Annotated in this window: 12 protein-coding genes and 2 pseudogenes; 4 read left to right on the forward strand and 10 right to left on the reverse strand. The window is 66.1% G+C overall.

Features of this window, described 5'->3' with window-relative positions; translation table 11 throughout:
- Positions 1–65 precede the first annotated feature (65 nt).
- From mftG to mftA, 7 genes are all read right to left on the reverse strand, one after another.
- Positions 66–1,511, reverse strand: a complete 1,446-nt coding sequence (gene mftG / locus WAN71_RS21380; RefSeq protein ID WP_422227255.1) for a mycofactocin system GMC family oxidoreductase MftG — start codon at positions 1,509–1,511, stop codon at positions 66–68.
- A 3-nt stretch (positions 1,512–1,514) separates the two neighbouring features.
- Positions 1,515–2,927, reverse strand: coding sequence for a mycofactocin biosynthesis glycosyltransferase MftF (mftF, locus tag WAN71_RS21385; RefSeq protein WP_422227245.1), 1,413 nt, complete (start codon positions 2,925–2,927; stop codon positions 1,515–1,517).
- Complete coding sequence (mftE, locus tag WAN71_RS21390) at positions 2,924–3,667, reverse strand: mycofactocin biosynthesis peptidyl-dipeptidase MftE (RefSeq protein ID WP_422227246.1); 744 nt, start codon at positions 3,665–3,667, stop codon at positions 2,924–2,926. The genes mftF and mftE overlap by 4 nt, the downstream gene beginning before the upstream one ends.
- A 127-nt stretch (positions 3,668–3,794) precedes the next feature.
- Positions 3,795–4,994, reverse strand: a complete 1,200-nt coding sequence (mftD, locus tag WAN71_RS21395) for a pre-mycofactocin synthase MftD (RefSeq protein WP_422227247.1) — start codon at positions 4,992–4,994, stop codon at positions 3,795–3,797.
- Between the two features lie 2 nt (positions 4,995–4,996).
- Entirely contained in the window at positions 4,997–6,178 is a 1,182-nt protein-coding gene (gene mftC, locus WAN71_RS21400) for a mycofactocin radical SAM maturase (protein WP_422227248.1), read from the reverse strand.
- A gap of 49 nt (positions 6,179–6,227) precedes the next feature.
- Positions 6,228–6,557, reverse strand: a complete 330-nt coding sequence (mftB, locus tag WAN71_RS21405) for a mycofactocin biosynthesis chaperone MftB (protein ID WP_422227249.1) — start codon at positions 6,555–6,557, stop codon at positions 6,228–6,230.
- A complete protein-coding gene (mftA, locus tag WAN71_RS21410; RefSeq protein WP_422227250.1) occupies positions 6,542–6,637 on the reverse strand; it encodes a mycofactocin precursor MftA in 96 nt (31 codons plus the stop codon). Before mftA ends, mftB begins: the two co-directional genes overlap by 16 nt.
- Positions 6,638–6,755: 118 nt before the next feature.
- Here mftA and mftR point away from each other — a divergent pair, with 118 nt between their 5' ends.
- Together mftR and WAN71_RS21420 are read left to right on the forward strand one after the other, a co-directional pair.
- Positions 6,756–7,400 (forward strand): mycofactocin system transcriptional regulator, encoded by a 645-nt coding sequence (gene mftR, locus WAN71_RS21415; protein WP_422227251.1) that lies wholly within the window; start codon positions 6,756–6,758, stop codon positions 7,398–7,400.
- 16 nt (positions 7,401–7,416) lie between these two features.
- Positions 7,417–8,445 carry a DUF2332 domain-containing protein gene (locus WAN71_RS21420; protein WP_422227256.1) on the forward strand — a complete coding sequence of 343 codons (1,029 nt, stop codon included), beginning with the start codon at positions 7,417–7,419 and terminating at the stop codon, positions 8,443–8,445.
- Positions 8,446–8,460: 15 nt separating this feature from the next.
- Here the strand turns inward: WAN71_RS21420 and WAN71_RS21425 are convergent, their stop codons facing one another.
- The gene (locus tag WAN71_RS21425; protein WP_422227252.1) at positions 8,461–9,267 is read right to left on the reverse strand and encodes an alpha/beta fold hydrolase; all 807 of its coding nucleotides are present in this window, start codon (positions 9,265–9,267) and stop codon (positions 8,461–8,463) included.
- A 73-nt stretch (positions 9,268–9,340) separates the two neighbouring features.
- Between WAN71_RS21425 and WAN71_RS21430 the strand changes: the two genes are divergently transcribed.
- Positions 9,341–9,694: a DUF962 domain-containing protein gene (locus WAN71_RS21430; protein ID WP_422227253.1), complete on the forward strand. Its 354-nt coding sequence runs from the start codon at positions 9,341–9,343 to the stop codon at positions 9,692–9,694.
- A complete protein-coding gene (locus WAN71_RS21435; RefSeq protein WP_422227254.1) occupies positions 9,691–10,272 on the forward strand; it encodes a TetR/AcrR family transcriptional regulator in 582 nt (193 codons plus the stop codon). The genes WAN71_RS21430 and WAN71_RS21435 overlap by 4 nt, the downstream gene beginning before the upstream one ends.
- A gap of 10 nt (positions 10,273–10,282) precedes the next feature.
- Here WAN71_RS21435 and WAN71_RS21440 read toward each other — a convergent pair.
- Positions 10,283–11,464, reverse strand: a pseudogene (locus WAN71_RS21440) (NAD(P)/FAD-dependent oxidoreductase).
- Positions 11,465–11,501: 37 nt separating this feature from the next.
- A pseudogene (locus WAN71_RS21445) lies at positions 11,502–11,586 on the reverse strand (Lrp/AsnC family transcriptional regulator); the annotation flags it as partial.

The following is an 11,586-nucleotide window of genomic DNA, read 5'->3' on the forward strand; positions in this document are numbered from 1 at the left end:
GCCCGATCCGACGGCTTACCTCGCTCCGCCGCGCCGGTGGCGCCGGCCGACACCGGGCGTGGGCGTCAGCAGACGAACTCGGCCGCCCGGTGGCCGAGCATGACGATGCTGGCGTGCGGCCCGCGACTGGTGATCCCCGGCAAGACCGAACCGTCGATCACCCATAAACCGTCGATACCGTGGACCCGGCACTGGTGATCCACGACGGCCGCCGGATCCCCTGCGGGGCCCATCGGTGCGCTGCTGCACAGATGCTGAGACGTCGACCATGCGGGCTCGCCGACTTGGGTTGTCGAACTAGCCAATTCGCGAGCCAACTCGCAGCCCCGCTGCAACGCGGCCACATCGGCGGGTTCGGTGTCGTAGCGATGCTCGATTCGCGGCGGCACCGAAGGATCAGCGGAAACGAGCGTAATGCGACCCCGCGCCCGCGGCTGCATGAGCGCTACGCCGATGTGCGGCCAGTCCGGATGGCCCGCCGTGCCGTCGCCGACCATCGCCACGAAACCTCCAGTATACGGCCGTATCTCAATGTCGTCAGAAGTGCTGAGCACCACTTCGAGCACCGGTCGGCCGGAAGCGACTTCCCAGTTGGTCGGTAACACCCATTCAGGATGGTCGCTGCAGGCGATTCCGACCGGCAAGCCGGCCACCAGGTCGACCCCGGCGGCACGCAGCATGGCCTCGTCGCCTATGCCGGAAAGCATTAGCAGATGCGCTGATTCGATCGCTCCAGCGGACAGCACAATTCGATCGGCGGTAGTGGTGATCCGGCCGCCCGGCCCGATCGCGTCGACGCCGACGACGCGACTGCCCGAGAAACGTAGCCGCACTGCTCGCGTCTGGGTCAGCAGCGAGAGATTCGCTCGAGTTAGGGCAGGCCACAGATATGCCGCACCCGGACCGGTACGCACACCGTCGACGATGTTGAGCGGGACGGCACCCACGCCCGCCGGTAGCCCAGAGGCCCTTGCCACGTCATTCAAATCAGGTATCCAGGCGAACCCACCTTGCTGCGCGGCTGCCACGAAAGACGCTGTGCTGCCGACAATTTCGCGAGCCCGGCGAACTGCAATGGGGCCGGCGTCGCCGTGTGCCGGGCCGGTGAAATCCAGGTCGGTCTCGATAGCCCGGAAGTGACCGATGACGTCTGACCACCTCCAGCCGGGCACCCGGTAGCCGTCGAAGTCTCGTGGCAGACCGCGGCAGAAATATCCGCCGTTGACGGCGCCGGAACCGCCGACCGTCGCGCCGCGCATGATCGTGGTCTGGCGGGCCGGCCGCTCGGTCAGTTGCGTCTGATAACGCTGGACGAGCGGGCTGGCGGCGCCGATCGGCAGCCGTAACCCATTCGTCGTTTCGGCCCGCAGTGCCGGATCGGCTAGCCCCAGGCCGGCCTCTAATACCGTTACCGCACAATTTTGATCAGCCGAAAGCCGGTTTGCGACAATAGATCCCGCGCTTCCCGCACCGATTATCAGCACATCGCTGTGCAGCCCAGCTGCAGTCAGGAGTCAGACTCGAATCTGCGGCTTAAGCGGGCCGATATTGCGTTCCCGCACCACGCCGTACCAAAGTCCGAGGCCATAGGCCAGGTCGTCGAGGCGCTTGAGGATCAGATAGGTGAGCAGCCCGATCGGCTTGGCGTCTTCGTCGGCGGATCGCCGGCGGCTGGCCCAATCCACCACCCCGTCGGCGACAGCAGCGATCAGCACGATGCGGCGAGCAGGCCGGAACACGATGGCCACCAGCAGTGCGATCGGCCAATAATGTCGGCAGATCGCCGACGCCAGTTGCAGCGCCGCCGACCAAAGGCCGCGGGCAGCTACTGCCAGCACATCCGAGATCTCGGTGTCAGCATCCTGCAACGTTCTCGCGATGCGACGACCGGTTAGCGCCGCCACCACCAGCGATGCCAGATAGCTGAAGCTCGAGCCGATGGCCATCAGTATCCATGCCGCGAGTGCCCAGCCGGATATCATCAGTGGTGCGATCTTGTCCGGGTGTCGCACCGACAACGGGGCAGCCGAACCGCCGTAAAATGCTTTGCGCGCAATCCAATCCCGCAATTGCGTGCGATGATCATGCCCCACCTGGGCGATCGGCTCGTAACGCAGCCGGGCACCGGCTTCGACAAGTCGCCAGCACAGATCGACATCCTCACCCGCGCGTAGGGTCTCGTCGAATCCGCCGATTTCGCGAAGGTTGCCCGTCCGGCAGATGATCGCCGCACTGGGCACATAGGAGACGCTGGTATACGGAATGACCGGGGCTTCACGCTGCCCAAGGTCCAGCGATGAGCGCACCGCCTCGTAGCGAGCCACCAAATGATCGGTCTGGGCCAGACCGACAATTCGCGGGGCGACCAGTGCCACGGTGGGGTCGCAGAAATGGCCGAGCAGAGCCTCCAGCCAGCCACGCCGCGGAACGACGTCGGAGTCCAAGAAGGCGACGAAGCCAGACTTGCAGGCGGCAAGACCGGTATTTCGCGCTGCCGCAGGCCCTCTGCTTTGCGCATGTCGCAGCACCTCGATGTCGGAGTGCGGCCCGGCAAAATCGTCTTGCTCAATCGGTGTCGATGAGCCGTCGTCGACGACGATGATGCGCAAGCCACGCAATGCGGCGACCAATCGTCGTAATCCATATGGGTTGTCCCGCACCGGGATTACGACGGTTACATCGCGGTGTGACGGGCCGCCCGCGGGGCGCGGGTGAGCCACCGTCGCGTCCAGCAGGGTTCGGGCCAGCTCGGCGCTCACCGCGTCGTGGACTTTGAGGCGGCCGTCGGCGAGCATGTCCTGGGCGGCCGGCGCCAGCCGCAGCAACCTGGTGGGCGAGCCGCCCAGCAAAGCGGAGCCCTGGCCGAGCACCCTGACCCGTCGGTCGACCTGCACAGCAAACCCGTCCGGCAACCGCGTCTGGGTCATATGAGCATCCCGTCGGCAGCAGGCGACCAACGTCGGAACCGGCTCACGCAGTCGGCGACCATTTCCGCCAGCATCCGCTCTCCCTCCGCGGCGGTCGCCGTGGTCGGGTCCCCCAATACTCCGACGTCGCTGACCGCTGCGACTCCGCCGCGACGCATCGACGGTAGCAGGTCGGACAACGGTGCTCCGTTGCCCGCACGCCACCGGTCGGTCAGCACGTGGGCCGGCGAAATATGCAGCAATAGTGAAGTTTCAGCGTGCCCGGCGTGGGCGTCGGCGCCTGCCACCGCGCAGGGGCACCACCCCGCGTCACGTCCTTCGGACCGCAGCCGGCCCACTGCCCGGCCGAGCGCCCGGACGTTGCCGCCATGGCCGTTGATGAAGAGCAGCCGCTGCGCCCAACAGGTAGCCGACCTGCCGTACTCCACCAGCAGCGTGGTCAGGGCGTCGGTGCCGATCGAGATGGTTCCGGGGAAGCTCTGGTGCTCACCGCTGTCGCCATAGGCGATGGCCGGTGCCACCAGCCAGCGCAGCTGGGGGTCGCCGGACAGGCGGGCAGTAAGTTCGTGGGCGACGGCCGTCGCGATCCGGGTGTCGGTGTCCAGCGGCAGGTGAGGGCCATGCTGTTCGGTGGATCCGACCGGGATGGTCACGCCCAAGGACATGGTTTGCAGCTGGCTAGACGTCGAGCACCCAAGTTCGGCGAGGACAGCCACTCGGTGATGGTAGGCCGAATTCACCTGTCGTGCATCGGTTGTTGGCGCTCTCGAAGAATTTTTTGCCGTCGGAAGTTCACTAAACCCGGTCACCACTGCCACGTCCGCCCCGTGAGTATCAAAATACTCGCTGGTCTCGCATGCGCCGTCGCTACGCTCCGCCCCCTGCGGGCGGGGGCACCCCGAGCGCTCGGGCAAACCCGGGCGGCACCAAGATGTCGTCCGGGTTGAGGTCGTGCACGGAGGCGCGGCCGAGACCCATCAGAGCGGAGTCGATGCCGCCACGGAGGATGTCGAGCACGTTCTCGACACCCGACTGGCCGGCGGCCGCCAGGCCCCACAGGTAGGCGCGGCCGATCATCACCGCACGCGCTCCCAGTGCCAGCGCCTTGACCACGTCGCTGCCGCGGCGGATACCACCGTCCAGCAACACCTCGATCTGGTCGCCGACCGCGTCCACGACGACGGGCAGCGCGCGGATCGACGCCGGCGTGCCGTCCAGGTTATTGCCGCCGTGGTTGGACACCGAGATTGCCGAAACACCAGCATCCACAGCCCTTTTGGCGTCGTCGACCCGCATCACGCCTTTGAGCATGAACGGGCCGCCCCACTGCTCGCGCAGCCACGCGATGTCGTCCCAGGTCGGCGGCGGCGTGCCCATCCACTCCCCGTAGGCGGCGAAGAACGGCGGCCCGGGTTCGCCCCGGGGCGCCTGATTGGGCACCCGCAGGTCCGGCGGGCGCAGCGTCTTGCTGTACGTCCACAGCCAACCCGGACGGGTGATCGCCTGCGGCGACAACTTCAGGATGGTCCGCAGGTTCATCTGCTCCGGGATCGCGGGGCTACCCCAGTCCCGCCCGTGCGAGAACGACCAGTCGGTGGTCGCGATCATGCCAACCGCGCCGGCCTGCCGAGCCCGCTCGACGCGCTGCGCGATCGCCTCGCGCCCGCCGAGCCAATAGACCTGGAAGAACAGCTTCCCGTTAGCGGCGACGACCTCCTCGATCGGCTTGCTGGCGAACGACGACAGCCCCATCGCCGTGCCGCGCGCCGCCGCGGCCCGCGCAACGGCTACCTCCCCATCCGGATCGACCGCCTGCACGCCGGTGGGCGAGATGATGACCGGCAAGGAAATCTCTTGCCCCATAACAGTTGTCGAGAGGTCGCGCTTTTCGATGGCGCCGACGACATGTGGCGCGAAGCCGAGCTCGCTGAACGCCTCGACATTGTCGGAGACAGTCAGCCCCTTCTCGCTGGCGGCGACCAGCGCGGCATAGACCGACTTCGGCAGCCGCCGTTTCGCCCGTTGCTGCGCGATGGCGACGGTCTCGAACCAGGCGTCACGGGCCACGGCTAGACCGGGCTTTCGTTGCAGAGCCGCGTCGGCATGGTCAGTGTCAGCGGCACCGGTCCGCTGCTCCGCCGTCCGTGCGAGTGGTCGCCCGCGGGTCGAGGTTTGTCACGCTCTTGCGCCAGAGCCGGCGCACCGTAACCCTGCACGCATTCCGGATCGGGGCCGTCGATCGGCAGACCGGTGAAGAACTTGGCCGCCATGCAACCGCCCCGGCAGCTGTCGTAGTGCCCGCAGCTTCCGCAAGCGCCCGCCGACTGCGGCTCGCGCAGCTCACGGAACAGCGGGGCGTTCTTCCATACGTTGGCGAAGCCAGTCCCAAAGCCGGAGTCGGACAAGATGTTTCCGGCAAGGAAGCGGTCGTGGATGGCGAACGGGCAGGCATATACATCGCCGACCGGGTCGATCAGGCACACCACCCGGCCGGCTCCGCACATGTTCAGACCGGCCAGCGCACCGGGCTCGCCGAGTCCGGACAGGTGGAAGAAGGAATCACCCGTCAATACCCGCTCACCCTTTGCAACCAGCCAGTCGTAAAGCTGGACCTGCTGGTTGGCGGTCGGATGCAGCTCGTCCCATACTTCGGCGCCACGACCTGATGGGCGCAGCCGAGTGATTCGCAGCGTGGCACCGTAACGGCTTGCCAGCGAGGCGAATTCGTCAAGCTGCCCGACATTTTGGCGGGTCACGACCACGGAGATCTTGGCGTCGGAGAATCCTGCGGCGGCAAGGTTTTCCAGGGCACGGATGGCCATCGCGTAGGACCCGCCACCCCGGACGGCGTCGTTGACCTCTGCGGTCGCGCCGTCCAATGAAATCTGGACGTCGACGTAGTCGCTGGCGGCCAACCGGGCGGCTACCTCGGGCGTGATCCGAACCCCGTTGGTGGAGAACTTCACGCCCACGTGATGAGCGGTGGCGTAATCCACCAGCTCCCAAAAGTCCGGCCGTACAGTCGGTTCCCCGCCGCCGATGTTGACGTAGAACACCTGCATGCGTTCCAGCTCGTCAATGATGTCCTTGCAGGCCTGCGTGGACAGCTCGCGCGGATCACGTTTGCCCGAGGACGACAGGCAGTGCACACACGCCAGGTTGCACGCATAGGTCAGCTCCCAGGTCAGGCAGATGGGTGCGTCCAACCCATGCTCGAACTGGTCGACCAGCCGTGGCACAACCGCTGTCATGCGCGCCGCTCCTTCTCATCACTTCGCTCTGCATCGTCGCCGGCGCGTGTCATGCTGCCACCTTCGGCGCAGCGGGCACCAGCATGTTGGAACAGGCCAGCACGCCCAGCGCGTGCAGATAAGGACCCTGTCTGTCATCCTCGACTCCTGCGGCGCGGCAGGCGGCGCGAACGTCTGGATAATCGGCCAGTGATTGCACCACCTCAAGAATGGTGCGGTTCTTGAGGAATGACAGTTTGCGGGTGCCGAAGTGATATAACAGCGCACCGAACGGCTCGGGTCGCACCGCCACCTGCCGGTGCAACCGCCATGCGAGTCCGGGATCGAACCCGCCCGTCGACCCCTGCGCGGGGGCGGTCACGATCAGTAGACCCCGCACATCCCGTCGATGGACACCTCTTCGACCAAGGACTCGGTGACGAGCTCGGTGTCGGCGTCGGTCTGCTGGTTCGGCTCCATGACGTTGCCTTTCGTTATTAGGGTCTCGACAAGTCGCGTCGATCCGGTGACAATCTTCGTCAGGATATGGCATCGAGTGCCAAAAACGGAAGAGGCTTCTTAAAAAAAGGGGTAGCGGATGCTGGAGCAGGCGCGGGTCGGTCGGCGCCGTTCCACGACCCCGCAGCACATCACCGATGTTGCCCTAGGCCTGTTCGCCGAGAGCGGCTTCGCCGAGGTAAGCGTCGACGACGTCGCACAGGCCGCAGGTATCGCGCGTCGCACCGTGTTTCGTTACTACGCCTCCAAGAACGCGATCCCGTGGGGAGACTTCGACGCTCACCTGCAGCACTTGCGCGAGCTTTTTGACCATGTTGATCCGGCTATGCCACTCGGCGAGGCGCTGCGTGCTGCGCTGCTGTCGTTCAACACCTTTGACGAGTCGGAAACCATCCGCCATCGCCAGCGAATGCGGGTTATCCTGCAAACCGCGGAACTGCAGGCGTATTCGATGACGATGTATGCCGGCTGGCGCGAGGTAATCGCCGAGTTCGTGGCACGCCGATCCGGCGTTCGAACCAGCGACCTGCGACCGCAGACCGTCGCGTGGATGCTGCTTGGTGTCGCCCTGAGCGCCTACGAGTACTGGCTGGACGACGAATCCGTCTCGTTGCCACAGGCTCTCGGGGATGCGTTCGACGTCGTTCGCGCTGGCCTGGACGAGCTGGACCCGCGCCGCGACGATGCAGAGCGAAGCGATGAGGAGGAGCGGTGCAGTGGGTAACTCCAATAGCCGCCTGATGCGGTCTCTGCGACTGCAAGGCCAGATCTGCACCGGCATGGGCTCGCCGATGTACGGCGACGTGTTGGACCGGGTGGCCGCCGACGTGGAAGCCGGCGGTGTCTTCGCCGCCATCTTGTCCGGGCACGAAGACGATGCCGGGCGGCTGGCGCTGCCGCTGCGCCTGCTCGGTGGACTGCACCGGCTGGCGCTCGATAGCCGCGCCCCGGGGCTACGTCGTTGGTATCCGAGCGCGGGTGGGCAGTGGGATGCGCAGGCGGCTTGGCCCGATATCGCGCTCGCCGCCTCCGAGCACGCCGACCTGCTGCGGGCCGCGCTCGACCAGCCGCCGCAAACCAACGAGGTGGGCCGGTCCGCCGCGCTAATCGGCGGTCTGCTCATTCTTGCTCACCGATTCGATTTGCCTGTACGGCTTTTCGAGATCGGGTGCAGTGCCGGACTGAACCTGCGCGCCGACTATTACTGTTATCGCTATCCGGGCGACCAGTGGGGTCCGCGCGACTCGCCGGTGACCATCGACGACGCGTGGCACGGCCAACTGCCGCCCGCCGCGGACCTGCGGATCGTGCAGCGTCATGGCTACGACATCGCGCCGCTCGACGCCACCAGCCGCGACGGCGAATTGGCACTGCTGAGCTATGTCTGGCCCGATCAGCCCGCGCGGCTGGATCGGTTGCGCGGTGCGATCGCCATCGCCCGGCGAGTCCCGGCGCCGTTGCAGCGCCGCAATGCCATCGACGCCGTCGCCGGCCTGTCCGTCGCCACCGGCGCGCTCACCGTGTTGTGGCATTCCATTATGTGGCAGTACCTTTCCGCAGACGACCAGGCCGCCGTTCGAGCCGGGATCGACGCGCTGGGCGCCCAAGCCGGAGCCGTCTCACCGTTCGCGCATCTGATGCTGGAGCCGCAGCGGCGAACACCCGACTCTCCGGTCGAGTTCACGGTTCGCGCCCGCTGCTGGCCCGGCAGTGACGACACGCTAATGGGCACATGTTCGCCGCACGGGCCGCCGGTGAACTGGGAATAGCGCGGGCGCGCAGGATCATTGCAGTCGGCCCTGGGCGGTGGCCAAGAACGGCGCGGCGATTCCGAGGAATCCGTCGGGGTCTGAAGAAAACACCACGTGGCCCGTGGGCAGCACCTCCAGTCGCGATCCCGGGATTCTGGCCGCGGTGAGACGCCCCACTCGCATGGGGCCTGCGGTATCTTTTGATCCCCAGATAATCAGGCACGGCGCGGTGATGCGATCGGCGTGCGGGCACAGGTTATGTTCGGGCGCGGCGAAACTGCGCCACAGCGCCGCCGTGAGAACGACACCTTCGCGGGTGTGCGCACGGGCCAGCGCACGTTCCTGAATGGCATGGTCGCTGTCGCTGGTCGCCTTCATGTAGCTGGGGATGAACCGCGGCAGGACTCGTTTCATCACCGCCGGTGTTCCCATTACTCGGCAGTAGAGGCTGGCGGCCGGACCGGCGATGAAACCGCCCGTATTGACCAAGACGAGCCGCGAAACCCGTTGGGGGTCGGTGATCGCCAACCGTGCCGCAGCAAAACCGCCGACGGAGTTTCCGATGAACGCGGCGGGCGGCAGATCAAGTGCGGCGACGAGGTCGGCGAGAACGTCGGCGAAGGAAGCCGCGGTCGGCCGATAGTTCGGCGTCGGGGCTGGCGAGTCGCCGTGGCCCGGCCAGTCCACCGCGATCACCCGGTGGTCACCACGAAGGCTCGGCGCGATCGCGTCGAAGTCGTGGCGATCATGCAACGTCGCGTGGAGTAGCACCACCACCGGCCCTTCTCCGCTATCGCTGTAGGCAACCTCTCCCACCCGCGTTTGCACCATGTTGACCATTGCCACTCCTTTCGTTGACCGACTGGTCGGTCAACGATATCATTGCCGGCGTCCCTACCTCAAGGAGTAACCAATGACTGTTCCCGCACCCGACGCCCCGTTCTCCGACAAGGTGGCATACTACAAAACCCAACACACCAGTCGCGGAACGCGATTCACGCATATGATCGGCACGCCCGTGATCGCTGCCGCAATTCCGCTGCTAGTGGCGAAACCCCGAGTGGGACTGCTGATGTTCGTCGGCGGTTGGGTTGTGCAAATCGCCGGGCACCGCTTTTTCGAGCACAACTTGCCCTCGACGCACAAGGGCTGGATCACCTATCAGCTCACCGGGGTGATCCACGTATGCGAACAGTACGGCGAACTGCTCGCGCGACGCAGTCAACGCAAAGCCGCACGCAAACCGGCGGTTAGAGTGCTTGGATGACCCCGACGCCGTCCACGGTGCCCGCCATGCCGACGGGCGGGCGCAAGGAAGCAATGGCCAGAACTCGAGAATCGATCATCGACGCGGGACTGCGACTGGCCGAGCGCACCGGGCTGGCCGGCTTGAGCGTCAATCTCATCGTCGAGGAAGCCGGGGTGGCCAAGGGCACGTTCTTTCACCACTTCGGCGACCGAGCCTCGTATCTGCTTGCGCTGCACCGTGAATTCCATGAGCGGTTGGCCACCCAGCTGCAACCCGCGATCGCCGGCGTGCCGGCCGGGCGCCGTCGGCTGGTCATTGGCGCGAACACCTACCTCGATGGTTGCTTACGCGACCGCGGTGTGCGCGCCCTGCTGCTGGAAGCGCGCGCCGAGCCGGCGGTTACCGACGAAATCAAACACCGCAACAAAGCCGGCGCCGAGCTGTTCCAACCCGACTTCGCCGCACTGAAACGCCCACACCCTTACGAAAGCGCGCAGTTGTGGGTCGGCATGCTCGCAGAAGCCGCGCTCATCGAACACCAAGCCGCGAAAGCACTTCCCGACATCCGGGAAGCCCTCGAGCGGTTCTTGGCTTGACCTGGTCGCGCTAGCCCAGCACCTCGGAAATCGGCGCGGCAGCGGCGATCTTGGCTCGCGTTTTCATGACCTTGGCGGGCATACCGCCGCCGACGACACCTGCCACCACGCCATCACGCTCGTAGTACGCGAGGAATCTGCGACCGTCGTCCTCAACGACATGCACGATGTCGGTGGCGATTGGCTCGCCCAAACATTGGATCTTGACGTCGTATTGATCGCTCCAGAAATACGGGACGACGACGTTGGATGGCGCGTCCTGGCCGAGCATCGCAGGCACCACGACCCGGGCCTGCTCGGCGACATTGCTCCAATGTTCCACTCGCACTTGGTGTCCCGTCGGGTCGCGCCAGGAAGAGACGTCACCGAGTGCCCACACGTTCGGCGCGCTGGTCCGTCCGGCCGCATCACAGATCACGCCGTTGTCGACCTCGACGCCGCTGCCGTCGAGCCAGTCGGTCGCTGGCCGCGAGCCGATGCCAACCACCACCAAGTCGGTCGTCAGCTCGGCGCCGTCGGTCAGCAGCACGCTCTCGACGTGCTGGTGTCCGCGGACCTCGGCCACCCCGACTTCGGTGCGCACATCGACACCCTCCGCGCGGTGCAGCCGCGTCACCAGCCCACCGATCTGCGCGCCAAGCACCGCGGCCAGCGGCGCGGGCTGCGGCTCCACCAGCACCACGTCGACTCCCAGCCCGCGCAGGCTGGCCGCCACCTCACAGCCGATGAAACCCGCGCCGACCACAACCGCGTGCCGCGCGGACGACGCGTGTTTGCGCAACGCGAGACTTTCGTCGAACGAACGCAACACTCGGATGCCATCCAGGTCGGGGAACGCCGGAATGCGCCGCGGTATGAGGCCGGTCGCAATGACGAGTTCGTCGTAGCCGAGCGTCGTCGCGTCGTCGAGAGTCACCGTCTGCGCAGCGGTGTCCAGACCGGTTGCCGCCGACCCGAGCCGCAAGGTGATGTTCTGCTCGTCGTAGAACTCACGCGGTTTGAGCGTCACGTCATCGACTTAACTGCGCAGCACCTCCTTCGACAGCGGGGGGCGGTCGTAGGGCAAATGGACCTCATCGCTGACGATGGCCAGCGAGCCGGTGTAGCCCGCCCGGCGCAATTGCTCAGCGGTCCGGGTCGCGGCGAGCCCTCCGCCGACGATCAGTATTCCGTTGCCCGAGCTGGTGGTCATTTGGAGTTCATACACGATTGTGACGACGGGCGGTTGCTCACCCCTCGGCCCGGGATCGGTCAATGAGGTTGGACAGCACGACGATGCTTTCGGTGCGTTCGATATCGGCACTAGTGCGGATG

Origin of the sequence: Mycobacterium sp. (genome assembly GCF_049280035.1) — a bacterium.
Taxonomy (GTDB): Bacteria; Actinomycetota; Actinomycetes; order Mycobacteriales; family Mycobacteriaceae; genus Mycobacterium.

Coding starts and splice junctions, on each gene's coding strand:
- mftF (WP_422227245.1), bottom strand. CDS start 2,927: ATGACCCAGACGCGGTTGCCGGACGGGTTTGCTGTGCAGGTCGACCGA.
- mftC (WP_422227248.1), bottom strand. CDS start 6,178: ATGACAGCGGTTGTGCCACGGCTGGTCGACCAGTTCGAGCATGGGTTG.
- mftA (WP_422227250.1), bottom strand. CDS start 6,637: ATGGAGCCGAACCAGCAGACCGACGCCGACACCGAGCTCGTCACCGAG.
- mftR (WP_422227251.1), top strand. CDS start 6,756: ATGCTGGAGCAGGCGCGGGTCGGTCGGCGCCGTTCCACGACCCCGCAG.
- WAN71_RS21420 (WP_422227256.1), top strand. CDS start 7,417: ATGCGGTCTCTGCGACTGCAAGGCCAGATCTGCACCGGCATGGGCTCG.
- WAN71_RS21425 (WP_422227252.1), bottom strand. CDS start 9,267: ATGGTCAACATGGTGCAAACGCGGGTGGGAGAGGTTGCCTACAGCGAT.
- WAN71_RS21430 (WP_422227253.1), top strand. CDS start 9,341: ATGACTGTTCCCGCACCCGACGCCCCGTTCTCCGACAAGGTGGCATAC.
- WAN71_RS21435 (WP_422227254.1), top strand. CDS start 9,691: ATGACCCCGACGCCGTCCACGGTGCCCGCCATGCCGACGGGCGGGCGC.